This window comes from Flavitalea plasmicola, from assembly GCF_030546645.1.
Taxonomy (GTDB): Bacteria; Bacteroidota; Bacteroidia; order Chitinophagales; family Chitinophagaceae; genus Puia.
Window position 1 is genome coordinate 683,553 of sequence record NZ_JAUOTO010000006.1, and the last position, 23,732, is coordinate 707,284.

Sequence of the window (23,732 nt, forward strand, 5' to 3'; positions counted from 1 at the left end):
AAAATTGCCTTTTACTTTAATGCCCCGTTTATCCCGAAAAGCCGCCGCGCGTGGATGTTAGTTGGTTCGTTCGCATAACTGGCAGCTCAAATAACTATTTTACAGGCATAAACCATCACTGCTAATGTTCAGGATACTGCTGACCTTTCTGTTGCTCGTCACATGCTATTTCGTCCGGGCGCAATTGACCCCCGTCATTAAAGCCAATTACCAGGCAGCCGCCCGCTTCTCTCCCAGAAAGCTTGATAAGTTAGTCTTTTCCACCAGTGTGGACCCACATTGGCTAAAGAAAAGCGACCGCTTCTGGTATGTCTACGAGACTTCCGAAGGGAAAAAATGGTATATCATAGACCCTGTAAGGGGAGAGAAGAAACAGCTTTTCGATAATGAAAAGCTGGCCGCCGCCATCACACGGATTGTCCACGACCCTTTCGATGCGCAGCACCTGGGGCTGGATAGCATGCGTTTCATAAAAGATGAGAATTGGATCCAGTTTGAAGTGAAAAGCACTTCGGATGCGGAGAAGACCGACTCCTCAGGCAAAAAGACCGACAGTGTCAGGAAAAAGGAAAAGAAGGTTTTCTATTTCGAATACCACCTGCTGGATGGAACACTCAATGAACTCGTCGGCTATAAAAAGCCTAAACATAAACCAAACTGGGCTTCCATCTCTCCCGACAGTAACACCATCGTCTTCGGCCGACGCTTCAACCTGTATTGGATGGACAAAGCCAATTATGAAAAAGCGCTCAGGAATGAGGACGACAGCACCATCGTAGAGCACGCTCTGACGACGGACGGTGTGGAATACTTCAGCTATCATGGCAGCGGCGTACTCGGCGGCGGCGGCGAGACCAATGTAGACAAGGAAAAGAACAAGGATAAACGAAAGCCGGCACAGGTCTTCTGGAGCCCTGACGCAAAATATTTTGCAATGACCCGTTCGGACAGCCGCAAGGTAAAGGACCTGTGGGTCATCAACGCATTGGCCAACCCCCGGCCTACGTTGGAATCATATAAATATCAAATGCCTGGGGAAAAAGAAGCCCCGGTCGATCATGTGCTCCTTTTCGATATGACAGCAATGACACATCGCGAGCTGAATGCGGCGGGATTTAAGGACCAGGACGTTGCCTTGTGGGCAAAGCCTGTGCTGGCAAAAAATCGGGACGATGAATATCGCTCGAATATCTGGCTGGGCACGGACAGCAAATTCTATTTCTCCCGGACCAGCCGTGATCTGAAAAGAATAGATGTCTGCACGGCGGATGTAAAAGACACCGTTGCCCGGCCCCTGATCCGCGAAGGGCTTAACACCTACGTGGAAATCCACCGCCCGGGTCTCATTAACGAAGGTAAAGAATTGATCGAGTGGAGCGAGCGTGACGGCTGGGCCCATTTCTATCTCTACGACGCCAATGGCAAGCTGGAAAACCAGATCACCAGCGGTTCCTTCCATTGCGAGGACATCGTAGGCATCGATGAGAAAAAAAGGATACTCTATTTCTCGGCCAATGGTCGCGAAGCCGGCGAAGATCCTTATTACCTGCACCTCTACAAAGTGAACTTCGATGGATCTGGCTTTACTTTGCTGGACCCGGGTGAATTCGATCATGCAATCAACATGAATGACGATCAGCAATTTTTTGTCGATAATTATTCCAGGGTAAACACAGCGCCCAGATCTGCCCTATTCAATGCCCTTGGCAAAAAGATCATGGACCTGGAAGCGACAGATCTCAGCGCGCTGATGGCCGCCGGATATAAGTTCCCTCAGCCATTCAAGGTCAAGGCGGATGATGGTATTACGGATATCTATGGAGTCATGTACAAACCTTTCAACTTCGACTCCACGAAGAAATATCCTATCATGGAATACGTATACCCTGGTCCGCAGACAGAGGCGGTGAATAAAGCGTTCAGTCGGAGCATGGACAGGACCGAGAGGTTGGCGCAGCTGGGCATGATCGTTATTACGCTTGGCAACAGGGGCGGTCATCCGTCCCGCAGCAAATGGTATCACAATTATGGCTATGGCAACCTGCGTGATTATGGACTCGCCGATAAAAAGGCGGCGGTCGAGCAACTGGCAGACCGGTATCCTTTTATTGATGTCAACAGGGTAGGGATCCACGGTCACAGCGGCGGCGGTTTTATGAGTACGGCGGCCATGCTGGTGTATCCCGACTTTTTCAAGGTAGCCGTCTCTTCTTCCGGCAACCACGATAACGCCATCTACAACAGGTGGTGGAGCGAGAAGCACCATGGGGTGAAAGAAGTCATCAGTCCTAAAGGAGATACGACCTTTGTATACAACATCGAAAAGAACCCGGACCTGGCGAAAAATTTAAAAGGGCATTTGATGCTGTCCACGGGCGACATCGACAACAACGTCCATCCCGGTAATACCATCCGGGTAGCCAATGCCCTGATAAAGGCCAACAAGCGGTTTGACCTGGTATTGCTGCCGGGACAACGGCACGGTTATGCCGACATGACAGAATACTTTTTTTGGCGCATGGCCGACTACTTCTCCCATTGGCTTATCGGGGATGTGTCGGAAAGACCTGTGGATATGGAAGAAATAGATCGTGAACAGCCGCAGATTGGAGAGAAAGAAGGTAACAATAGAACGCCGGATGAAGACGAGGAAGAGGACGTTGATCAATAAGGTTGGGCGACCGGCCTGTCCCTTGCCGCCTCTTTCAGGGCAAAAAGCATTTTCTTGGCCACTTCTCCGGAAGATGCCGGGTTCTGACCGGTAACAATATTTCTGTTGACGACAGTGTGGCAAATATAATTCGGAGCCTTACTGTAATAAGCCTTGCCCGCAATCATTTTTGATTCCAGGGAAGAGGATAGCATCCCGGTCAGCCCGGCTAATTGCTCTTCGGTGTCGCTGGGCCCGGTAAGGTCCTTGCCTTTAACGAAGGGCTCTCCATCGCCCGTTTTCATCGAGATAAGAACGGTTACCGCATAAGACAAAAGGCCAATAACCTTACTTTGCCTGTCGAAATCTTCCAATAGCTGCACCAGCAGATCGTCGCCCGGAAGATCCCATATTGCGCCAAGACCGCCAGCCAGGAATACCATGTCGTAGCCGAATGCGCTCAATGTACCTAAAGGAATGGAATGCGCCATCCAGGAAGTCACCTCCAGGTCCTTTTGAAAACGCCGTATGGTAGATGTTGAAGCAATGATCGACTCACTTTTTGGATCTATGGGTATGGGACCGCCAAGGGGGGATGCCAGTGTAATGTCGGCGCCAGCGTCTTTGAATATATAGTAAGGGACAGCCAGCTCTTCCAGCCATACGCCTGTCTTGCGGCCGGTGTCACCAAACTGCTCGTGCGAGGTGGTTATAATCAATATTTTCACAGAACTCTTTTTAATCGACGGTTATGCGGCCCTTTGTTATAAGAGAGGAGGCCGCGTTTACAGTAATGTACGCTTATTAATCCGGATAGGGGGATTTATTTCAGGAAGTGAGGCGGAAAAACTTCTTCATCGCCTTAGGATAATCTGCCAGCGCCACTTCCGGCTCCGCAATCTCAGGATGCCAAAGCTTCTCCCATTCAAAGCTGTAAAAGCCGGGGTAACCATCCTTGTACAGCAGCCCGATGGCTTCGAAGATCGGGGATTCACCCTGCCCCAGGAGCAGGTACTGTTCTTTTCCATCCACCATTTTGCGATTTTCCATATGTCCCCCGATGGTCTTTCCATCTTTAATATGCGTGTGACGGATATATTTTTTCAGCTTTGGATACACTTCCGCCGGCGGCTCCTTTGTGATGGACCACATATTGAAGATATCCCAGATCAATCCTGTATTGGGACCGGAGGCCCCCTGCATGATCTGTTCCAGTACCGCCGTCTCCACCAGGTCGCCATGCGTCTCCATTAACACGGTGACCCCGCTGTTGCGGGCATGTTCGCCCAGTTCCAGCAAGCCCTTGGTGATGAGCCCGATGGTGGCGTTCTGATCCTGTTCTTTCGGCAGGCGATTGGGGAACACCCGGATATAGGGACAACGCAACTGATGGGCCAGGTCAATAAAGCGGCGTCCCTCGTCCAGATTGCGCTGCCGGGCCGCGGCATCGGCAAGATGTAATTCTGCCGAGGAACCCAGATTCACGAACTTCAGCTGATGGTCCTCCATTTGCCGTAGCGTGGCGGCAATATTTTCGGCATTGCTGAATTCAGGGCATTTGACCAGATCCATCTCTCTCAGGATCCCTCGTACCTCTACGCCGGAATAGCCGTTCTTCGTGGCAAAGTCCATGATGGCAGGAAAGGTCCAGTCCGGACACCCGAGGGTGGAAAAGGAGAGGAGAGGCTGCTTTCTGAACGACAGAGTAGATAGACCGGAAAGGCCCAGCAATCCGGCGCCGGCCTTCAGAAAATCCCTACGGGAAGAAGATATATTCATCAGATGATTATTTCACTTCCTGCATATCCAGCAGCCGCTTATAGATCCCCTGATGCTGAACAAGCGCATCATGAGTCCCTCTTTCCACAATGGCGCCCTTTTGCAGCACGATGATCTCGTCCGCATGACGGACGGTGCTGAGCCGGTGGGCGATGACGATGCTCGTGCGGTGCTGCATCATATTGTTGATGGCTTCCTGTACCAGCTGCTCACTTTCCGTGTCCAGCGAAGAAGTCGCTTCATCCAGTATCAGGATCGCCGGATTTTTAAACACTGCCCGGGCGATGGTCAAACGTTGGCGCTGACCGCCGCTGAGCTTCATTCCTTTATCGCCGATGGTGGTGTGATAGCCTTGCTCCAGCTGTGCCACGAATTCATGGGCATTGGCGACCTTTGCAGCTGCAATAACATCCTCCATTTTTGCGTCGGGCATGCCGAAAGCAATATTGTTAAAGACACTGTCATTGAAAAGGATCGGCTCCTGTGATACAATTCCGATCAGCTCGCGTAAGGAATGCGTCTTCAGGTTGCGGATGTCCTGTCCGTCGATGAAGATGCCCCCTCCCGTGACGTCGTAAAACCGGGGTAACAGGTCGGCCAGCGTGGATTTGCCCGCCCCGCTGCTGCCCACCAGCGCGATGATCTTGCCTTTTTCGATGGTCAGGTTCACTTCTTTCAGGACCTCCGCCTGTTCATAGCGGAAAGAGACATTCCTGTATTCAATAGCCGAATGGAAGCCGGTGACGGTCTTTGCGTCCGGGCTGTCGACAATGGTATTGGCAACATCGACGACACTAAGCACCCGCTCGCCGGCAGCCAGCCCTCGCTGGAGGTAAGTAATGGCCCCCGCAATGTTCTTAGCCGGTGTGATGATCTGGAAATACAGGGCAATATAAGCGATGAATGAGCTGGCCGTAAAGCTGCTGTCGCCAGACAGGATCAGCCTGCCCCCATAGATGATAATGGTGACGATGACGGCCACTCCCAGGAATTCCGCAAGAGGAGAGGAAAGCTCCCGTTGGTTGAGCACTCCTTTCGTGGAGCGGGCGAAATCGGCATTTTCTCTGTCAAACTTCTTCTCCATGAACTGCTCGGCATTAAATGCCTTGATGATCCGGATCCCCGACAAGGTCTCTTCCGTGGTGTTGAGGATCTTTCCCAGGATGGCCTGGCTGCGGCCCCCGCCTTTCTTCAGCTTGCGGGAGATCAGGGAGATGATAGTGCCCGAGATGGGAAAGAAGATCAGCGTAAACAGCGTGAGCTGGGGAGACAGGTAGAACAGCACGACAAAGGTGCCGATAATGACCAGCGGGTCACGGAAAATCGTCTGGATGCTGCTGACCACGGAATTCTCTATTTCCACCACGTCATTGCTCATGATGGAGATCAGATCTCCCTTCCGCTGGTGGATATAGAACCCAAGGGACTGCCGGGCATATTGTTCGTAAAGGATGTGCCGCAGCTTTTTTACCATGTTGACGCGCATACGGGTCAATACCTTCGTGGCCAGAAAGCCGAAAACATTCTTCAGCAATACGCAGGCCAGGGTGACAAGGCTGACAAAGACCAGGACTTTTTCTTTGCCGGACGGGCCGGCACTGTAATAATTTACATAATAGTAAAAAGCATCCTTGAACCAGGTGGCTGAGAAAGAAAAGGAGGGCAGCTGTTCGACCACATGCTTGTTCCCGGTGTTGAAAAGAATGTCGAATAAAGGTGCCAGCAAGGTAAAATTCACCAGGCCAAAGACGATAAAAAGGAATATATAGATGATATACTCAGGGATGTAGTGATGGTAGGGCCTTGAAAAACCGAGCAGGCGGAAGAAAATTTTCATGTACTTTTACAATTCACTTAAAGGGAGCAAAGTTAAGGTAATTTCAGTATGATAAGTATTATCACAGCAGTGCACAATGGTCTTGCTTTCAATAAGATATATCTCGAATACATCCGAAAGTATACCCATCATCCCTATGAGGTCATCATTATTGACAACGCTTCCACGGATGGCAGCCGTGAGTTTTTCAAGGCCAATGGCTGCAAAGTCATTGAAAACAGCCTGAACTATTCGTATCCTTATACGCAGAACCAGGGTATCCGGGAAGCCGCAGGCGAGTACCTTTTTTTTCTGAACAATGACATTGTGGTCTCCCCTGCCTGGGACAAGCATCTTATAGAAATTGCCCGGAGCCAGGATGTGGACATCATCTCTGCCGCAGGTATTGAGAACATGGGGAATTCCCTGGAGACGAAGGCATTCTCCCGGAAGTGGAAGAAGATCAAGAACCCCCTGATGTTCCTATTCGGTTTTGGGGAACGAAATCTCCGCCTGATGCATCGCCTGATGTATGGTGACTGGGAGAAGTTCTGTGCTAAGAGACGAGAACACCTTGGCAACGTGACGATCGAAGGCATCGTTGGCAACAATGTGATGATGACCCGTCGGGCGCTATCCATTATGGGAGATTGGGACGAACGTATCCAGGGCGCTGACTGGGATCTCTTCATACGGACGAAAAAGCGATCGGTGGAAGCAGGCGATATCAAGCCCTGCCATATAGCCCGGGGTGTGTTTATTCATCACTATATCCGGATGACCGCGAAATATGCCGTGAAACCAACGCCATTTGCAGATCGCGATAAGATGATCGAAGTGAGAACAAAATGGACGGCTGAAGAGATCGAACAATTTCATCCGGATGCGGCCATACAATAAAGAAAAATCTTATGCAAGAAGGAAAAAGACAGAAACAAGTGGGTGCCCTGCTGCTGCAGGAGATGAGCGATATTTTCCAGCGGCTGGGCCTGGGCATGATCGATGGCGGTCTGATCTCGCTGACGGCGGTAAAAGTGACGCCCGACCTGCTGGAGGCCCGGGTTTATCTCAGCCTTTTCAAAGTGAAGGACGTACCTGCCGCCATGAAAAAGATAGAGGATAGAAGCTGGGAGATCAAAAAAGAGCTGGCTGCCAGGGTAAAGCACCAGCTACGTCGTATTCCGGTGATCTCCTATTTCCAGGACGATACATTGGAGCATGCAGATAGAATGGAAGAGTTGTTCCGGCGGCTGAACTCGGAGAACCCAAAAAATGATGCATGAATTTCCTCTTTGCCTGGCGCTATTTCAAAGCAAAAAAATCGACCAACGCGATCAATATCATTGCATGGGTCAGCATGGCGGCCATTGTCGTAGGTTCTGCTTCCCTGATCCTCGTGCTTAGTGTGTTCAATGGCTTTGAAGACCTGGTAAAATCCCTCTATACCAGTTTTTATCCGGACGTGAGAATTTCGCCGGCCACAGGCAAGACCCTGACCTTAACACCTCAGCAATTGCAGCAGCTGTCGGGGATAAAAGGCGTTCGTGCCCTTTCCCTGGATGCAGAAGATAATGCCGTACTCCAAAATGGGGAATGGAGAGTCATCGCCGTTCTGAAAGGAGTAGACGAAAACTTTACAAAAGTCACCGGAGTCGATAAAAAGCTGGTACGGGGTAAGTTCGAGCTGGGAAACGAGGACCATCCTTTGGCCATCCTGGGCTCCGGCATAGAGAACGCTTTAAGTACGGAAGCAGACCGCGCCATCCTGCCACTGTCTGTATATATGTTTAAAAAAGGAGACGGAAACTACAATGCCGACCCTACTTCATCTCTCAGCAACGCGAATATGGCCACTTCCGGAGTTTTCATGATCCAGCAGGACTTTGACGACCGTTATGTCATTACCAACCTGCCCTTTGTCAAACGCATGCTGGCCCTGAAGCCGGATGAATACACCAGTGCCGAACTGGCGCTGGACGACCCCCGGCTGGCCAGGGACCTGGCTCCTGTCATTGGAAAGTTATTGGGGAAAGACTACAAGGTGCAGACCCGCTATGAGCAAAACCAAAGCTTGTATAATGTGATGGGTACGGAAAAATGGGTCATCTATGTGATGCTGACCCTGATCCTGGTAGTGGCCGCCTTTAATATGGTAGGCGCCCTGACAATGTTGGTCTGGGAAAAACAAAAGGACATTCATGTATTAAAGGCGCTGGGGGCGGATGACGGAAGGATCCAACGGATCTTTCTAAGCGAGGGCATCCTGCTGGCGCTCCTGGGAGGCGGATTTGGTATCCTGTTGGCAGTGCTCATCTGCTGGCTGCAATCCACCTACCACCTGGTGCCGCTGCAGGGCGGCTCATTCCTGATTGATTATTATCCGGTAAAATTGATCGCTTCGGATTTCCTGCTGGTACTGACCACCATTCTGATCGTAGCGTTGCTGGCCTCCTGGATACCCGCCCGGAAAGCCGCCCATACTCCCATCGAATTAAGATAAAAAAGGGTGGGTCGTTTTCAGGACGACCCACCCTTTTTTTATTTAGAACGAATTTTAATAATCTCCCAGCGTCTCGGGCAATTGTGCCAGGGCTTTTTGCAGCTGCTCGTCATTCGGCGCTACGCCATGCCAGTGGTGATCATTTTCCATAAAATCCACACCCTTGCCCATAATGGTATGCATCATAATAGCAATAGGCTTGCCTTTTCCTGTCATTCCTTTGGCCTTGTCCAGCGTAGCGACCACTTCATCCATATCGTTGCCATTCATCTCCAGGGTAGTCCAGCCGAAAGACTCGAACTTAGCATGGATATTGCCCAGGTCCATTACGGATTTGGTAGTGCCGTCGATCTGCTGACCATTCCAATCCACCGTGGAAATGAGATTATCCACCTTATGGGCGTTGGCGAACATGATAGCCTCCCAGTTCTGACCTTCATCTAATTCTCCGTCTCCATGGAGTGAAAAGACAATATTTTTATCGTTATTGAGTTTTTTAGACAGGGCGGCGCCGATGGCAACGCTCATACCTTGACCCAGTGAGCCGCTGGCCACCCTTACACCAGGAAGGTGTTCGTGCGTGGTCGGATGACCCTGAAGCCGGGAGTTGATCTTACGGAAGGTAGCCAGTTCTTTGATGTCAAAATAACCTGATCTCGCTAGTGCGGAATAAAATACGGGAGAAATATGACCGTTGGACAAAAAGAAAAGGTCTTCGTTCTTCCCATCCATGTTGAATTTGGGATCATGCTGCATCACTTTGAAATAAAGTGCTGTCAAATAATCTGCGCAGCCCAGGGAACCACCCGGGTGGCCGCTGGCAGATCCGTGAACCATTCGAACGATGTCTCTTCTAATCTGGGTAGCTATTGCTTTCAAATCGGCCATAATGAGCGTTTTACAAGATTTGGTGAGCAAAGCTAAGGATTTTTTCAAAACGAACCGGAGGTTCGTTGTCCTAGGGACAGACGTAAGATGTTTGGCACAATTGGGCTATATTCGCCTGAAGACCAATTGTGCTCAATATTTATCCCGAATAGTTTGACGCATTAAACTTTTGTACTAACTTTCCGTCCAAATTCCCTGGCTACCCAATAGCTTACTAACTGATCCGGTTTATTTGTAACATCTGAGACGAACTCAAACTTGAACTGGCAAGCCTACCACTCCAGGACCTGTGCGCACCTAGGCGGGTTTATATATAAGTAGCAATATAGAAATGGAAAAAAGATTCCTATTTTTGTTAACCAATTCAAAACGAGGCTGATGTTCGATGTTCTACTTTCGATAGCTATTTCTTTCACTATTACATTCCTTGCCATACCAGCTGTCATCAATGTGGCTGAAATGAAGAAGCTATTCGACATGCCGGATGAGCGTAAAGTACATCATTCACCTATCACCCCCCTGGGCGGCCTGGGCGTCTTTGCCGGCTTCGTTTTTGGATGCCTGCTTACGCTTCACTTCAATCAATATCCTGATCTTCAGTACTTTATGGCTGCTTCGCTCGTCATATTCTTCCTGGGACTTAAGGATGATATTCTTATTATATCACCCGTTAAGAAATTCATTGGCCAGGTATTGGCTGCCTTCATTATCATATATTATGGCGGCATCCAGATCAGGAGCATGAACGGTTTCCTTGGCATCTATCAGCTGCCGGAAATGTTCAGCCTGTTGCTGACCTACTTCGCTGTCATCGTAGTGATCAATTCATTCAACCTTATCGATGGGATCGATGGTTTGGCAGGCAGCCTGGGCCTACTGTCCACCGTTATTTTCGGTATCTACTTCCTGAATGTGAATCCAAACATGCTGCCTTATGCCGTTGTCGCGTTTTCGCTGGCAGGCAGCCTGCTGGCCTTCCTGATCTTCAATTTCCAGCCGGCTAAGATCTTCATGGGCGATACTGGCTCCCTGTTAGTTGGGACGATCAATGCAATACTCGTTATAAAATTCATCAATGTTGCCAATTCCGAAGACGTGAGTTTCAGGATAGCTTCTTCACCTGCCGTGGGATTCACCATTTTGATGGTGCCGCTGCTGGATACGCTCCGGGTTTTTGGGATCCGAATGTTCAACCGTCGCAGCCCATTCAGCCCCGACAGAAATCATATCCACCACCTGCTGCTGGACAAGGGCTTCTCCCATAAGGCGATCACCTTCTTCCTGGTGACAGTCAATGCGGCAATGATCACTCTTGTCTTTTTGGCAAGGAACCTCAACTGTACGGTGCTCATTTTTTCCGTCATCGCAATTTTCTTCTCACTCATAGGCCTCATCTATTACATGCGTCCTGCTCCCCGGCTCTTTGTGGCAAAAAGAGGAGCGGAAAAGAGCGCCCATCTTACAAAAGCTTCTAAGCTGGTAACCCTGGCCAAAGACACAATGCTGGAGCAAAACAATTAGTGTCGGGAAGATTAGCAATTTTTCCATAGGTTTGCATCAAGGTCTAACGGTATTTGCACCGAAGACCGTCATTATTTTTGTCAACTTATAGCATATGTCAGACGATGTTACGTTGATCCTGGAAGATGCCCAGGATAACATGCAAAAAGCACTCGATCACCTTGAAACTGAATTGATTAAAATACGTGCCGGCAAGGCCAGCCCGCAAATGTTGGACGGCCTGACGGTGGATTATTACGGCAGCCTCACACCGTTGAACCAGGTAGGCAATGTATCCGTAATGGATGCCCGCACACTGACCATTCAGCCCTGGGAGAAAAATATGCTGCAGCCCATCGAAAGAGCGATCATCAACGCAAACCTGGGCGTTACCCCTCAAAATGACGGCAATATCATACGCCTGTTCATGCCCCCCCTGACGGAAGAAAGAAGACGGGAGTTTGTGAAAAGAGCCAATGGTGAAGGCGAACAATCGAAAGTCTCTGTTCGCAGTATTCGCCGTGAGGCCATCGAGCAGATAAAAAAGCTGCAGAAGGACGGTCTGAGTGAAGACGAGGCCAAGGATGCTGAAAAGACGATGCAGGACCTGACCGACAAGTTCATTGCGCTTGTAGACAAGCATCTGGCGGCAAAGGAAAAAGAGATCATGTCCGTATAGATTCTCCCTACCCATCCCTTACTGATCACCTGTCGCAAGGAATCAGACCCTGTCACAAACATTGCTGTCCCCATGAGCTGCATAGGGGAAAATCTATACATTTGAATAGTAAAAAGGGATCATGGGAAAAATTAAACTAAAGGACATTAGTACAAGGGCCCCCGATGGCTGGGACAAACAAGAGACCAAAGACAAGCTGGTCGATATCCTGCTGGAGCTGGACGAATTGCAAAATCTGTTATACGCAGAGTCTAAACATTCGGTGTTAGTCATTATCCAGGGCATGGATGCCAGCGGTAAAGACGGGGCTGTACGCAACGTATTTGGAAAGCTGAATCCGCAGGGCGTGTTGGTAAGGTCATTCAAGGCGCCCTCCGCCGAGGAGCTGGCCCATGATTTCTTATGGCGGATCCACGCACACGCACCACCCAAAGGCTATATACAAATATTCAACCGTAGCCAGTACGAAGATATTCTTGTCACCCGCGTACATAATTGGATCGATGATAGCACAGCCCACAAACGGATGAAAGCCATCAATGACTTCGAACGATTGCTTACGGAACATAACGATACACATATCCTGAAATTCTACCTGCATATATCCCCCAAAGAGCAAAAGCAAAGACTGGAAGAACGCATCCACAATCCCTCCAAACAGTGGAAGTACAATGAGAATGATTTCGCAGAGGCAAAACTATGGGACGATTATATGTCTATGTACGAAGACTGCTTTGAAAATTGTAGTGATGTGCCATGGATCATCGTGCCGGCCGATCAGAATTGGTATAAAGAACATCTCATTGCAACCACAGTGAGGGACATGCTAAAAGACCTGAATATGCAGTACCCCGGCCTGAAGAAGAAGTAACCAACTTGATAAACCAAAATAGAAAATTATGCTTAAAGAATTCAAGGATTTTATCATGCGCGGCAACGTGCTGGATCTTGCCGTGGCAGTAGTCATCGGCGCTGCCTTTACAGCCATCGTCTCCTCTTTGGTGGATCATGTGATCACCCCCTTGCTCCTGACACCCGCCCTTAAGATGGCACACCTGGAGAACATCGAGCAACTGCATTACGGCGCCGTGAAATACGGAAGCTTTCTTTCTGCGATTATTAAGTTTATCATCATTGCCTTCATCCTTTTCCTCATCGTAAAAGGTTTCAAGAGCCTGGAAAGAAAAAAAGTACCACCGGCAGCCGCACCTTCTACCACCGAAAGATTACTGGCTGAGATCCTCGATGAATTGAAAGCCAGGCCCAAAGTCTGATCCGCACGATTGCTTGCCGTTATTGGAAAATAAATGCCGGGAACCATTCTTGGCAACTTTTTTGTTGAATCGACCTAAAGTAATCAAACTTGATGTGTTATGAAGAACTATGTACTGTTAGTCATCCTTACGGTAGGCAGCATCTCTTTATCCCGTGCGCAGAATAAGATCCTGGGGCTAAGGGACGAAGCAAACCGGAGCATTACCAAAGATCCCGCAGATACCATTCCCCAGACCTGGAAGACTGGCGGCATCTATAATCTCAACTTCAACCAGGCGGCCCTGAGCAACTGGGCGGCCGGCGGTGATAAATCTTCCCTTTCCCTTTCCACCCTGCTCAGCCTGTATGCTTTTTACAAGGAAGGCAAACATAATTGGGACAATACGCTGGATATGGCTTATGGTTTGGTGCAATCCACCAGCCTGGGTACCCGCAAAGCTGATGACCGCATCGATCTGGTGTCCAAGTATGGCTATGATATTGGAAAAAAATGGTATCTCAGCGGCCTGGTGAACTTCAGGAGCCAGTTTGCAAAAGGATTTGCCTATGAGGACACCGCCAGGCGGCTGACCTCTAATTTCCTTTCCCCGGCCTATGTGCTGGCTTCACTTGGTCTGGATTGGAAACCCAAAGACAATTTCTCGCTCTTTCTTTCCCCTGCTACGGCCCGCTGGGTGATTGTCAGCAATGACAGCCTTTCTTCCATCGGCGCCTTTGGAGTGGATACGGGTAAACATGTCCGGTTCCAGCTGGGTGCCTTTGCTTCCATCACCTATGTCTCCAACATCAGTAAAACGGCCAGCTATAAGACCAAGCTGGACCTCTTCACGGACTATTTGCACAAGGCCGGGAATGTCGCCGTCTATTGGAATAATATCCTGGCGGTGAAAGTGACCAGGCTCATCAGCATGAACCTGACAGTAAACCTGATATATGACAACGATATCAAATCTGTCAATAAGGATGGTACCCAGGGAGGTCCCAAAGTACAGCTGCAGGAAGTAATGGGCATCGGATTGGCCTATGCATTCAACAACCGAAAGATAACCAAGTGAAACGAAGTTCTGAACCTGCCTCGCCAGCCCAATAATATGTAGCATAACTTGGGGAAAACCGATCCTTATCTCAATCAGATTTTGGGGTATTTTCGCTTATGACCAATGCCACGTACCAGATCAGGCTACCACAGTTCGAAGGTCCTTTCGACCTGCTCCTGTTCTTCATAGAGAGGGACGAGCTGGATATCTATAATATTCCCATCAGCCGGATCATCAAGGATTTCTTAACCTATATACATTCCGAAGACCACCTCGATATCGAACTTTCCAGCGAATTCATCCTCTTCGTCAGCACCCTGATGCGGATCAAGGCGAAAATGCTGCTGCCCCGTAAGGAAGTGGATGAACAAGGCAATGAGATCGATCCTCGCCAGGAGCTGATAGACAAACTGTTAGAATACAAGCGCTATAAAGAGGCCGCAGCGACCCTGGCCGAAATGGAGGCCATCCGCCACCTGATGGTACGCAGGGGCAACCTTCAGAAAGAGCTTTCCCACATCGGGGAGGAAGCCGGAGAAGGCACCGAGATCCAGGCTATCACGCTGTTCAAGCTGATGAAGACCTTCGAAAGGCTTATGCAGCGTATACAACAAAGACAGAATAAGCCTGTACACACCGTGGTCCAGTACCGCTACACCATGGAAGACAGCCGGGAATATATGCTGACCATCGTGCAAAAGGAAAAGACGCTGTCTTTTGAAAAAATATTCGACATCTGCGAGAATAGACTGCATGCGATTTTTATGTTCCTCTCCATGCTGGAGCTGGTACAGGCAAAATATATGCATATCATGATCGGTGAAGGCCGGAATAATTTCATCGTCGAGTTCAATGAAAATCGCACGGAAGAGGATGATGGCTTTTTCCCCAGAGAAGAGGCAGACACGCCCGAACATACACCGCAAAACGCATTGGGTCTTTTTGACGCCCCCATAAATGGGCAGCCGGAATTACGCTTTGACGAAGATGGGGCGGATGACAAAGATCAGGGAGACGGGGACGACGAACCCGGAGAACAGGACGACACGTCGCTTTTGAATTAAGGTATTGCGCAATACTTACATACTTATGAAGACCATATTCTATCCCGCGGCCGAAAGAGGCCATGTTAACTTTGGTTGGCTGGACAGCTACCATTCTTTTAGCTTCGGCAACTGGCATCATCCTGAAAAAGTACATTTTGGCGCCCTTCGTGTATTGAACGATGACGTTGTGAAAGGAGGCGGAGGATTCGACACACATCCGCACGATAATATGGAGATCGTCTCCATACCCCTGAAAGGAGCCATAGCGCACAAGGACAGCACAGGTACCGAAGGTATCGTCTACAGTGGTGATGTGCAGATCATGAGTGCCGGCAGTGGCATTCGTCATTCAGAATACAATGCCTCCCATTATGACCCCGCCAACTTCCTGCAGATCTGGGTCTTCCCCAAACAACAGAACATCAGGCCACGCCATGATCAGCGAACCTTTGACCAGAGCCAGCGTAAGGATCAATGGCAGATAGTGGTCAGCCCCGATCCTGCCGAAGGCGGCGTATGGATCAACCAGGATGCCCGCATGGCTCTCACTAAACTAAGCGCGGGGAAAGACATTACTTTTACCCCTGCTTTTGAAGGCAATGGCATCTATCTCTTCGTGCTGGATGGCGAAGTGGAAGTGGAGGGTAAAAAGCTGGAAAGACGGGATGCCCTGGGCCTCTCCGAAATAAAGGATGTCTCTATCCATGCTGTTTCAGGCGCGGAGCTGCTAGCCATCGAAGTGCCGATGTTTGCATAGCCAGCCCTCAATAAAAGATCCATAATAGCACAGGCTTTTTCGATGCGTCCAGCATAGGCTGCAAGTGTTGCAGGAATCCCGGCGACACCATCGCACATCCTTCACTGTTGCAGATGGGATAAGGATCGGTCTCTCCCTCGGGAACGCAGCTGAATGAATGCAGCACAATATGCCTTTCCAATGCATTGTCATTGGTGGAATCCAGGCCGTGGAGGATATAGGCCCTTCCAAAACGCCCCATATAAGCGCCGCCAATGCGATACCTTCCCAGGGCGCTGCAATTGCTCCCATTGATATTGGAAAAGGAAGGAGTAAGGCTGAAGGCGCGGCCTCCGCTGCCATGGGACACCAGTCCTGCCATCCGGACAGAATCTCCATCCAGGTCATAGACAAAGAACCTGTTCTTCCCGGAAGGAAGATGCATGTCAACAAAGAATGCCAGCTTGGAATTATACGTATGCCCCGTTCCCGCAAGGAACTTTCTTAAATCGGCAGCCTTCCCCTCAAGTCGGGCGGCCTCCGCTTTGCGTAACCGCACTGCCTCCGAAGACGCAGCGGGACGTTTCTTCCATTTGTAAAAACCTTTGTAGTAATAATGTGCCGCCAACACGCACACAACAGTCCCTAACCCCGCCAGCACCAGGAGTAGTTTGCGAAGCCGCCGCATAAAAGAGTTTTAGATCATTGGGATGCACTCCAACGTGCATTCCACAGCGGAAATGCGGCCCTGCCTGTTAAAGAAATTCTAAAAGCGAAAGTACTATTGCAGCAAGGTGCTCACCTGCACTTTATCCTTCATCATATCCCGTACGGCGGCAACGATGGCCGGAGCATCATAACCACATTCGCGCTGCAGCTCCTTCAATGTGCCATGTTCGACGATGCGATCGGGAATACCGAGGATCCTGATATGGGCATTGTATCCATGGGCAGCCTGGAACTCCAGGATGGCAGATCCAAATCCTCCCACGACAGTGCCGTCCTCTACTGTGAGGATACGGTCGTATTTGGAAAATACTTCGTGCAGCAACGCTTCGTCCAGCGGCTTGGCAAAGCGCATGTCGAAATGGGCCGGGTTGAGGCCGTCCATCTTCAGTTCACGTATGGCGGTGGTAGCAAAATTACCGGGGTGGCCCAGGCTCAGAATAGCGATGTCTTCACCGTCCTTGATCTTCCGGCCTTTGCCAATGGGTACCTCCTGCATGGGCGTCTTCCACTGGGCCAGGACGCCTTCGCCTCGGGGATAACGGATGACAAAGGGGTGCTGGTTGCCGTCCAGCTGAGCAGTATATAACAGATTGCGAAGCTCGCTTTCATTCATCGGGGCGCTGATGACCATATTAGGTATACAACGCATATAGGGGATATCATATGCCCCGTGATGCGTGGGGCCATCCTCCCCTACGAGACCGGCGCGGTCCAGACAAAACACCACCGGCAGCTGCTGGATGGCTACGTCATGGATCACCTGGTCATATGCCCGTTGCATAAAGGAGGAGTAAATATTACAAAAGACCCGCATCCCCTGCGTGGCCATGCCTGCCGACAGCGTGACCGCATGCTGCTCACAGATGCCTACATCAAAAGCCCGGTCAGGCATCTTTTCCATCATGAATTTCAAAGAAGAGCCGCTGGGCATAGCTGGCGTAATGCCGAAGACGTTCGGGTTCTTTTCCGCCAGCTCGATGAGCGTGAGGCCAAAGACGTCCTGGTATTTGGGCGGCTGCGGGGTCTCATAATGCTTTTTATAGATCTCGCCTGTGATCTTATCAAAAAGGCCCGGCGCATGCCACTTGGTCTGGTCCTTTTCGGCAAGCGCATAGCCCTTCCCTTTTACGGTCATGATGTGCAGGAGCTTGGGACCGGGAATGTTCTTCAGGTCATTCAGCGTATCCACCAGCTTGGTAACATTATGCCCATCGATAGGACCGAAATAACGGAGGTTCAGCGATTCGAAAAGGTTGCTGCTCCGGCTGATGAATCCTTTGATGCTATGCTCTATCTTGGAAGCTATCTCCCGGCTGAACGTACTGCCGATAGGCAGCTTTCCCAGGGCCTTCCATATGTCGTCCTTCAGGCGATTGTATGTCTGCGAGGTGGTGATATCGGTAAGGTATTCTTTCAGGGCGCCCACGTTGGGGTCGATGCTCATGCAATTGTCGTTCAGGATGATGAGCAGGTCAGTATCAGCCACGCCAGCGTGGTTCATAGCCTCGAATGCCTCTCCGGCCGTCATGGCGCCATCCCCGATGACCGCAACGGCCTTCCGGTCGGTTTCACCCTTATACTTGGCTGCCATGGCCATGCCCAGGGCGGCGCTGATGGAAGTGGAAGAATGCCCAACGCCAAACGTATCATATTGACTTTCAGAGCGTTTTGGGAAGCCGCTGATGCCATTGTATTTACGGTTGGTGCTAAAATTATCCCGGCGACCCGTAAGGATCTTATGACCGTAGGCCTGGTGACCGACGTCCCAGACCAGCTGATCATAAGGAGTATTGAAAACATAGTGCAGGGCTACGGTCAGCTCGATAACGCCCAGGCTGGCCGCAAAATGGCCGCCATGTACGCTAACGGTGTCGATGATATACTGACGCAGCTCGTCGCTAACTTTTTGCAGCTGCTCCCGGCCGAGCTTTTTCAGGTCTGCGGGAGAATCGATGGACTGCAACAGCGGTCCCGGGGTAATTTCCATTCGGAGTTCTTTGATTTTGTAAAAATACACTTTTATTGTTGTTTGACACAGTGGTGCCTCAAATGTTGAAAATGAGCAGTATACATGTTATTAACCCCTGCTTTTACGCCGTTTGCTGAACCGATGGCCTATTTAATTTGGCCATTAGTACAATTTAGGGATGATCAGGTGGGGGAAAAGGTTAGATTTGGCTCAATTCATATACTTTCATATACTATTATGCCTAAAAATGCAAACAGGTATTATTGGTGGTGTCAGATCAGTGGTTGGGGTTTTTTGGCATTGGTAATGGTACTATTCTCCTCGACGCTTGATCAAAAGATCACCCAGAAACTGGTAGGCTTCCTCGTCATCTTCGTATTTGCAGGGATCCTGACGACCCATATATTCCGGGAAGTGATACGCCGGTCCGGATGGCTGCTGCTGCCGGTGGAAAAAGCGCTGCCCAAACTGCTGATCGGTGTGCTGCTGATCTGCGTGGCAGACAGCCTGATCCGTTTTGCATTCATTGAAGCGCTGGACCTCTCGACCTCGAAATCCAAAATGGATTTTATTTCCCGCCTGCTCGCTACTACTTTCGAGAACGGCCTCCTCATCATTCCCTGGACCCTCATCTACTATTTCTACCACTATATTGAGAATAGCCGCAGGCAACAGCTGGACACGTTGAAGCTGGAAGCGCTGGTGAAGGAACTGGAGCTGAAGACCATCAAGGCACATATCAACCCTCATTTTATTTTCAACGCATTGAACAGCATCCGCGCTCTGGTGGATGAGAACCCTGTTCGCGCCCGTACGGCCATCACTGAGCTCAGCAATATACTCCGCAGCAGCATGCAGGCGGAAAAGCTGGAAACCGTCACCTTTGAAAAAGAGCTGAACATCGTAAAAGATTACCTGGCCCTGGAACACATCCGTTTTGAAGACCGCCTGCAGATAGAATACGTGATAGACGAAGATACCCTTGATCAGCCCATCCCTCCCATGATGCTGCAGACCCTGGTAGAAAATGCCATCAAGCACGGCATCAGCAAACAGATAGGCGGTGGCAAAGTGAAGATCGTCTCGGATTTCAAGGACAACTACCATGAGCTGATGATCCAGAATACTGGCTACCTCAACGGCGCCCGCAATGGTGATGGCTTCGGCCTTGCAAGCACAAAGAACAGGCTACAGATCTTATTCGGACAAAAAGCTAATTTTGACATCCGTGAGATCGACGGCAATACTGTAGAAGCACGTGTATTGATCCCCATCGACATGAGTAAATAACAATAGTATGATTAGAGCTATTATCATCGACGACGAGCGTCTTGCCAGGAATGAGTTGAAAAAGCTGCTGATGGACTTTCCGGAGATCGAGGTCATCGCCGAGGCAACCAATGCCGCTGAAGGCGTGGAAAAGATCGACTCCCTGAATCCCGACCTGATCTTTCTCGATATACAAATGCCCGGTAAGACCGGATTCGACATGTTGTCCGAGCTGGAAAGGGCCCCCAATGTCATCTTCACTACCGCCTATGACGAATATGCGCTGAAGGCCTTCGAGGTCAACGCGCTCGACTACCTGCTGAAACCAGTCGAACCCAAACGGCTGGCCGACGCCCTGCAGAAGCTGCAGCTGGAAGAAGACAAGGAACCTATCTCAGATCATCCGATCTCGGTGAACCGGAGCATTCTGGGTGAACACGACCAGGTGTTCGTCAAAGACGGGGAGCGCTGCTGGTTCGTGAAGCTCTCCGATATTCGTTTATTTGAAAGCGTAGGCAACTATGCGAAAGTATACTTTGGGGGCAACAAACCCCTGATCCTGAAATCCCTCAATGCGCTGGAAGAAAGACTGGATGAGAAAGTGTTCTTCCGGGCCAACCGCAAGCACATCGTTAACCTGCGGCTCATTGAGAAGATCGAACCTTATTTCAATGGCGGCCTGCTGCTGGAAATGAAAGGAGGGGAAAAGATCGAGGTCAGCCGTCGCCAGACGGTGAAATTCAAAGAAATGATGAGCTTATAATTTTACTATTTTACATTTACATATGAAGATACTATTTGCCGCCTTTATCCTCTTTACCTGCGGTAGCCTGTCCGCCCAGAACGTAGATGCCGTCATCACCCCTTCCGCGGTAGAAAATATTGAAAAGAACCTTTCCTCCGATGCCATGCGGGGCCGGGCCACATTCACGCCGGACATCGACAAGGCCGCGGCCTATATAGCAACTCAATTTAAGGCGGCCGGCCTGCATACCTGGAATGGCAGCGCCAGTTATCTCCAGCCTTTCGCCATGGTGCAGGCGAAGACGTTGTCAGCCTCGGCAAGCCTGGATGGCATCTCCATTCCTGCAGCTTCCATTGCCGTAGCTTCCTCTTCCGCTCACCTGGTCGTCGATGAGAACAGTGGCTACGAGAAGGTATTCATAAAAGCCGGAGGCAGCTTCAGGGATATTTTGAAATATCTGTCCCAGGAGAAAAAGAGTTACCTGGTGCTCATCGACACCAGCTTTTCGAAGAACTTTCCCCGCCTTGCCGGGTTCGCCGCCCAACAGTTCAAATCCCCCCGCAGCGTGGTGATGATCCTTACGGCGGCCGATCCAGCCAGGTATTCCATAACCGTGGAACAGGAAGTCAGCGAAAAGAAGCTGGCCAACGTGGTGGGTATCCTTCCTGGCAAAAGTAAAAAGAACGAATATGTCATCTTCTCCGGTCACTACGATCACTTGGGAGTAGGACAGCCGAATGAGAAGGGCGACTCTGTTTTCAACGGGGCCAACGACGATGCCAGCGGAAGCACCGCTGTGATAATGCTGGCTAAATACTTCGGAAAATTAAACAACAATGAAAGGACACTCATATTCGCCACTTTCACAGCCGAAGAGATCGGAGGATTTGGCTCACAATACTTCTCACACCAGTTCGACCCCGCCGCAGTGATGGCCATGTTCAATATCGAAATGATCGGAACTGAAAGCAAATGGGGAACGAACTCCGCCTACATCACGGGATATGAAAAGACCGACATGGGCAAGATCCTGGAAAAAAATCTTTCCGGCAGCAAATTCTCCTTCTATCCTGATCCATATACGGAACAGCAGCTCTTTTATCGCAGCGACAATGCTACCTTAGCCCGGCAAGGCGTCCCGGCCCATACCATCTCCACCTCCAAAATGGATTCGGAAAAGTTTTACCACACCCAGGGCGATGAGCTCAGCACATTGGATATGAAAAATATGGCGGAGATCATAAAATCCATTGCATTGAGCGCAAAGACCATTATCGCAGGGACCGATACCCCCTCGAGAGTGGATGCGACACAGCTGAGGTAGAAACATTGCGTAATAAGGCTTCCGCAGAAATTTCAGTAGATTCGCTTCGAAACTGAAATAATTTATCATGAATAAGACGGTAGAGCTTGTCAACGAGTGGGCAAGCTTTGAAGAACGCCATCCCGATGCGGATCTTTCGGATTTTTGTCGGCACTACCTGATATCCCAGCGGGAAAAAGACAAGAAAATTCCCCTGGAAGGAGGCGATATTCCCTGGCATCCCAACGGTCTGCTGTTAAAAATGATGGGCAGGATAAATAAGCTCAATATCATCTTTGCCGCCAAGGCCCTGGAGGGTACCGGCATCGATCAATTGGAGGAATTCGGTATGCTGCTGACGGTGCGGCGGCTGAAGACACCGCGGAAGACAGAGATCATCTACGCCAATATCTTCGAGCTTAGCAGCGGAACGGACATGCTAAACCGCCTGCGGAAAAAGGGGTTTGTAAAGGAACATGCGGATAAGGAAGACGGTCGCAGCAAGCGGGTGAGCCTGACGTCCGCAGGGGAAAAGGTCATCGATAAATGCGCTCAACAGATGATGAAATGCGCAGGTATGATGCTGGCGGACATGAATGAAGACGACATACGACTCTGCACTCAACTGCTGAAAAATGTGGAGATCAAATTCGCCGCCCTCTGGCAGCAATATAAGAGCGCTACCTTCCAGGAGATCTATGACCAGGCCATGAAATAAACACCCTCTTCCATTTGTTTCGTAAACGTATTAATTAATATAAAATAACTTCAAAAATATTTTTATTATTTCGATTTCGTTGTATTTTTGAAATAAATACAACGAAAATGAATATTTTCTTTTTCCTGGTCCTTCATATCATAGGCCTGGCCACTATGGCCGGGACTACCATTGTCAGTTATGTTTGTTATGGTCAATTCTGGAAACAGTATGCCTTAGGAAAGCAGGGTGCAATGGCTATATTGAACGTGACAGCTTCCTTCAGATTTCTGTTCGCAGGGGGATTCCTCTTGCTTTTGATCAGCGGAATTGGCATGGTAGTACTTTCTCATGGGCTTTTTGCCCAGCAATGGTGGTTCCGTATTAAAATGGGCCTTCTCGTGCTTATACTGCTCAATGGGGCGGTGTACGGGCAGCGGCTTACATCAAAGCTGAGACAGGCGATGGAACTGCAACTGGCAGGAGGAAATGCGCTGGATAGCCTGGAGAGCTTAAAGAGTAGTATTCTGGTGATGCACCTTGGCCAGCTGCTGTTATTTGCCGGCATTTTTGTGCTGAGTATTTACAAATTCAATTAAGCGGTATGAGAACCAGGAACTGTATATTTATGGATCTCCAGCTCCACCTCCTGCTCCTGCAAGCCTTCTTCAAATACAAATCCCAGTTTTTCAAGTAGCTTTCTGGAAGCTTTATTTTCTTTTTCGAATACGCCATAGACTGCCGTGAGTTTCAGATCCCTGATAGCGAATTCCAGCAGCCGGGCCATTAGCTCGGAAGCAAAACCCTGGCTCCAAAAATCTCTTTTCAGCTGGCAGCCGATCTGCAGCTTCGATGTGCCTTTGATGGGGTTGAGATTGACTGCGCCGATGAAATGCTGATCCGTCTTTAGCCGGACAGCCCAGTGATAGCCGATACCATTGCGTATTTGCTCCAGCTTGGTCTGGAGGAACTGCGTATACTCATCGGAGGTCATTGTCTGAAATTTCTTCAGGTATTTGAACGTATCCGTCTCACGGGCCATTGCTTCCATGTCCGGCAGATCCTCCTCGACGAGCAGGCTGAGCAGTGTCCTTTCTGTTTGTAAAGAATACAT

Annotated in this window: 23 protein-coding genes; 16 read left to right on the forward strand and 7 right to left on the reverse strand. The window is 49.8% G+C overall.

All coding sequences use genetic code 11. The features are described from left to right. Positions 1 to 124 precede the first annotated feature (124 nt). Complete coding sequence (locus tag Q4E93_RS24615) at positions 125 to 2,671, forward strand: S9 family peptidase (RefSeq protein WP_303589866.1); 2,547 nt, start codon at positions 125 to 127, stop codon at positions 2,669 to 2,671. On the opposite strand, the gene Q4E93_RS24620 is transcribed toward Q4E93_RS24615, so the two are convergent. The 3 genes from Q4E93_RS24620 to Q4E93_RS24630 form a co-directional block, all read right to left on the reverse strand. After that, entirely contained in the window at positions 2,665 to 3,378 is a 714-nt protein-coding gene (locus Q4E93_RS24620) for a type 1 glutamine amidotransferase domain-containing protein (RefSeq protein ID WP_303589868.1), read from the reverse strand. The genes Q4E93_RS24615 and Q4E93_RS24620 overlap by 7 nt on opposite strands. Before the next feature lie 100 nt (positions 3,379 to 3,478). Continuing rightward, entirely contained in the window at positions 3,479 to 4,429 is a 951-nt protein-coding gene (locus tag Q4E93_RS24625; RefSeq protein ID WP_303589870.1) for a sugar phosphate isomerase/epimerase family protein, read from the reverse strand. 7 nt (positions 4,430 to 4,436) lie between these two features. Continuing rightward, a complete protein-coding gene (locus Q4E93_RS24630) occupies positions 4,437 to 6,266 on the reverse strand; it encodes an ABC transporter ATP-binding protein (RefSeq protein WP_303589871.1) in 1,830 nt (609 codons plus the stop codon). 48 nt (positions 6,267 to 6,314) lie between these two features. Here Q4E93_RS24630 and Q4E93_RS24635 point away from each other — a divergent pair, with 48 nt between their 5' ends. Genes Q4E93_RS24635 through Q4E93_RS24645 form a run of 3 tightly spaced genes read left to right on the forward strand, consistent with a single transcriptional unit; the run spans position 6,315 to position 8,745 of the window. Continuing rightward, on the forward strand, positions 6,315 to 7,145 hold the full coding sequence (locus Q4E93_RS24635; protein ID WP_303589872.1) for a glycosyltransferase: 831 nt from the start codon (positions 6,315 to 6,317) through the stop codon (positions 7,143 to 7,145). An 11-nt stretch (positions 7,146 to 7,156) separates the two neighbouring features. Further along, complete coding sequence (locus Q4E93_RS24640) at positions 7,157 to 7,528, forward strand: ribosome-binding factor A (protein WP_303589873.1); 372 nt, start codon at positions 7,157 to 7,159, stop codon at positions 7,526 to 7,528. Then, complete coding sequence (locus Q4E93_RS24645; protein WP_303589875.1) at positions 7,525 to 8,745, forward strand: FtsX-like permease family protein; 1,221 nt, start codon at positions 7,525 to 7,527, stop codon at positions 8,743 to 8,745. The genes Q4E93_RS24640 and Q4E93_RS24645 overlap by 4 nt, the downstream gene beginning before the upstream one ends. Before the next feature lie 54 nt (positions 8,746 to 8,799). Here Q4E93_RS24645 and Q4E93_RS24650 read toward each other — a convergent pair whose 3' ends face one another. Next, positions 8,800 to 9,681: a transketolase gene (locus tag Q4E93_RS24650; protein ID WP_489670938.1), complete on the reverse strand. Its 882-nt coding sequence runs from the start codon at positions 9,679 to 9,681 to the stop codon at positions 8,800 to 8,802. Between the two features lie 330 nt (positions 9,682 to 10,011). Here Q4E93_RS24650 and Q4E93_RS24655 point away from each other — a divergent pair, with 330 nt between their 5' ends. From Q4E93_RS24655 to Q4E93_RS24685, 7 genes are all read left to right on the forward strand, one after another. Beyond that, positions 10,012 to 11,154: a glycosyltransferase family 4 protein gene (locus tag Q4E93_RS24655; protein ID WP_303589877.1), complete on the forward strand. Its 1,143-nt coding sequence runs from the start codon at positions 10,012 to 10,014 to the stop codon at positions 11,152 to 11,154. A gap of 94 nt (positions 11,155 to 11,248) precedes the next feature. Then, on the forward strand, positions 11,249 to 11,812 hold the full coding sequence (gene frr, locus Q4E93_RS24660) for a ribosome recycling factor (protein ID WP_303589878.1): 564 nt from the start codon (positions 11,249 to 11,251) through the stop codon (positions 11,810 to 11,812). Positions 11,813 to 11,933: 121 nt separating this feature from the next. After that, positions 11,934 to 12,683 carry a PPK2 family polyphosphate kinase gene (locus Q4E93_RS24665; RefSeq protein ID WP_303589879.1) on the forward strand — a complete coding sequence of 250 codons (750 nt, stop codon included), beginning with the start codon at positions 11,934 to 11,936 and terminating at the stop codon, positions 12,681 to 12,683. Positions 12,684 to 12,711: 28 nt separating this feature from the next. After that, the gene (gene mscL / locus Q4E93_RS24670; protein ID WP_303589880.1) at positions 12,712 to 13,086 is read left to right on the forward strand and encodes a large conductance mechanosensitive channel protein MscL; all 375 of its coding nucleotides are present in this window, start codon (positions 12,712 to 12,714) and stop codon (positions 13,084 to 13,086) included. 99 nt (positions 13,087 to 13,185) lie between these two features. Continuing rightward, positions 13,186 to 14,142 carry a DUF3078 domain-containing protein gene (locus Q4E93_RS24675; RefSeq protein ID WP_303589881.1) on the forward strand — a complete coding sequence of 319 codons (957 nt, stop codon included), beginning with the start codon at positions 13,186 to 13,188 and terminating at the stop codon, positions 14,140 to 14,142. A 98-nt stretch (positions 14,143 to 14,240) separates the two neighbouring features. Continuing rightward, positions 14,241 to 15,188, forward strand: coding sequence for a segregation and condensation protein A (locus Q4E93_RS24680; RefSeq protein ID WP_303589883.1), 948 nt, complete (start codon positions 14,241 to 14,243; stop codon positions 15,186 to 15,188). 25 nt (positions 15,189 to 15,213) lie between these two features. After that, a complete protein-coding gene (locus Q4E93_RS24685; RefSeq protein ID WP_303589885.1) occupies positions 15,214 to 15,927 on the forward strand; it encodes a pirin family protein in 714 nt (237 codons plus the stop codon). A gap of 7 nt (positions 15,928 to 15,934) precedes the next feature. On the opposite strand, the gene Q4E93_RS24690 is transcribed toward Q4E93_RS24685, so the two are convergent. Both Q4E93_RS24690 and dxs read right to left on the reverse strand, forming a co-directional pair. Further along, positions 15,935 to 16,594, reverse strand: coding sequence for a murein L,D-transpeptidase catalytic domain-containing protein (locus Q4E93_RS24690; RefSeq protein WP_303589887.1), 660 nt, complete (start codon positions 16,592 to 16,594; stop codon positions 15,935 to 15,937). Positions 16,595 to 16,687: 93 nt separating this feature from the next. Beyond that, positions 16,688 to 18,622: a 1-deoxy-D-xylulose-5-phosphate synthase gene (dxs, locus tag Q4E93_RS24695; RefSeq protein ID WP_303589889.1), complete on the reverse strand. Its 1,935-nt coding sequence runs from the start codon at positions 18,620 to 18,622 to the stop codon at positions 16,688 to 16,690. A 219-nt stretch (positions 18,623 to 18,841) separates the two neighbouring features. Between dxs and Q4E93_RS24700 the strand changes: the two genes are divergently transcribed. The 5 genes from Q4E93_RS24700 to Q4E93_RS24720 all read left to right on the forward strand — a co-directional run bounded on the left by Q4E93_RS24700 (position 18,842) and on the right by Q4E93_RS24720 (position 23,217). Further along, positions 18,842 to 19,894, forward strand: coding sequence for a sensor histidine kinase (locus Q4E93_RS24700; RefSeq protein WP_303589891.1), 1,053 nt, complete (start codon positions 18,842 to 18,844; stop codon positions 19,892 to 19,894). Between the two features lie 7 nt (positions 19,895 to 19,901). Next, positions 19,902 to 20,636 (forward strand): LytR/AlgR family response regulator transcription factor, encoded by a 735-nt coding sequence (locus Q4E93_RS24705; protein WP_303589893.1) that lies wholly within the window; start codon positions 19,902 to 19,904, stop codon positions 20,634 to 20,636. 22 nt (positions 20,637 to 20,658) lie between these two features. Beyond that, positions 20,659 to 21,942 (forward strand): M28 family metallopeptidase, encoded by a 1,284-nt coding sequence (locus Q4E93_RS24710; RefSeq protein ID WP_303589894.1) that lies wholly within the window; start codon positions 20,659 to 20,661, stop codon positions 21,940 to 21,942. Positions 21,943 to 22,009: 67 nt separating this feature from the next. Next, positions 22,010 to 22,639, forward strand: a complete 630-nt coding sequence (locus Q4E93_RS24715; protein ID WP_303589895.1) for a MarR family winged helix-turn-helix transcriptional regulator — start codon at positions 22,010 to 22,012, stop codon at positions 22,637 to 22,639. Positions 22,640 to 22,746: 107 nt separating this feature from the next. Beyond that, the gene (locus Q4E93_RS24720) at positions 22,747 to 23,217 is read left to right on the forward strand and encodes a hypothetical protein (protein WP_303589896.1); all 471 of its coding nucleotides are present in this window, start codon (positions 22,747 to 22,749) and stop codon (positions 23,215 to 23,217) included. Here the strand turns inward: Q4E93_RS24720 and Q4E93_RS24725 are convergent. Beyond that, positions 23,214 to 23,732, reverse strand: coding sequence for a GNAT family N-acetyltransferase (locus Q4E93_RS24725; protein ID WP_303589898.1), 519 nt, complete (start codon positions 23,730 to 23,732; stop codon positions 23,214 to 23,216). The two genes, Q4E93_RS24720 and Q4E93_RS24725, sit on opposite strands and share 4 nt — an antisense overlap.

What these genes read in the sequence shown, in the direction of transcription:
- Q4E93_RS24615 (WP_303589866.1), top strand. Translation starts at nt 125, where the DNA reads ATGTTCAGGATACTGCTGACCTTTCTGTTGCTCGTCACATGCTATTTC.
- Q4E93_RS24625 (WP_303589870.1), bottom strand. Translation starts at nt 4,429, where the DNA reads ATGAATATATCTTCTTCCCGTAGGGATTTTCTGAAGGCCGGCGCCGGA.
- Q4E93_RS24630 (WP_303589871.1), bottom strand. Translation starts at nt 6,266, where the DNA reads ATGAAAATTTTCTTCCGCCTGCTCGGTTTTTCAAGGCCCTACCATCAC.
- Q4E93_RS24635 (WP_303589872.1), top strand. Translation starts at nt 6,315, where the DNA reads ATGATAAGTATTATCACAGCAGTGCACAATGGTCTTGCTTTCAATAAG.
- Q4E93_RS24640 (WP_303589873.1), top strand. Translation starts at nt 7,157, where the DNA reads ATGCAAGAAGGAAAAAGACAGAAACAAGTGGGTGCCCTGCTGCTGCAG.
- Q4E93_RS24645 (WP_303589875.1), top strand. Translation starts at nt 7,525, where the DNA reads ATGAATTTCCTCTTTGCCTGGCGCTATTTCAAAGCAAAAAAATCGACC.
- Q4E93_RS24655 (WP_303589877.1), top strand. Translation starts at nt 10,012, where the DNA reads ATGTTCGATGTTCTACTTTCGATAGCTATTTCTTTCACTATTACATTC.
- frr (WP_303589878.1), top strand. Translation starts at nt 11,249, where the DNA reads ATGTCAGACGATGTTACGTTGATCCTGGAAGATGCCCAGGATAACATG.
- Q4E93_RS24665 (WP_303589879.1), top strand. Translation starts at nt 11,934, where the DNA reads ATGGGAAAAATTAAACTAAAGGACATTAGTACAAGGGCCCCCGATGGC.
- mscL (WP_303589880.1), top strand. Translation starts at nt 12,712, where the DNA reads ATGCTTAAAGAATTCAAGGATTTTATCATGCGCGGCAACGTGCTGGAT.
- Q4E93_RS24675 (WP_303589881.1), top strand. Translation starts at nt 13,186, where the DNA reads ATGAAGAACTATGTACTGTTAGTCATCCTTACGGTAGGCAGCATCTCT.
- Q4E93_RS24680 (WP_303589883.1), top strand. Translation starts at nt 14,241, where the DNA reads ATGACCAATGCCACGTACCAGATCAGGCTACCACAGTTCGAAGGTCCT.
- Q4E93_RS24685 (WP_303589885.1), top strand. Translation starts at nt 15,214, where the DNA reads ATGAAGACCATATTCTATCCCGCGGCCGAAAGAGGCCATGTTAACTTT.
- Q4E93_RS24690 (WP_303589887.1), bottom strand. Translation starts at nt 16,594, where the DNA reads ATGCGGCGGCTTCGCAAACTACTCCTGGTGCTGGCGGGGTTAGGGACT.
- dxs (WP_303589889.1), bottom strand. Translation starts at nt 18,622, where the DNA reads ATGGAAATTACCCCGGGACCGCTGTTGCAGTCCATCGATTCTCCCGCA.
- Q4E93_RS24700 (WP_303589891.1), top strand. Translation starts at nt 18,842, where the DNA reads ATGCCTAAAAATGCAAACAGGTATTATTGGTGGTGTCAGATCAGTGGT.
- Q4E93_RS24705 (WP_303589893.1), top strand. Translation starts at nt 19,902, where the DNA reads ATGATTAGAGCTATTATCATCGACGACGAGCGTCTTGCCAGGAATGAG.
- Q4E93_RS24710 (WP_303589894.1), top strand. Translation starts at nt 20,659, where the DNA reads ATGAAGATACTATTTGCCGCCTTTATCCTCTTTACCTGCGGTAGCCTG.
- Q4E93_RS24715 (WP_303589895.1), top strand. Translation starts at nt 22,010, where the DNA reads ATGAATAAGACGGTAGAGCTTGTCAACGAGTGGGCAAGCTTTGAAGAA.
- Q4E93_RS24720 (WP_303589896.1), top strand. Translation starts at nt 22,747, where the DNA reads ATGAATATTTTCTTTTTCCTGGTCCTTCATATCATAGGCCTGGCCACT.
- Q4E93_RS24725 (WP_303589898.1), bottom strand. Translation starts at nt 23,732, where the DNA reads ATGTATTCTTTACAAACAGAAAGGACACTGCTCAGCCTGCTCGTCGAG.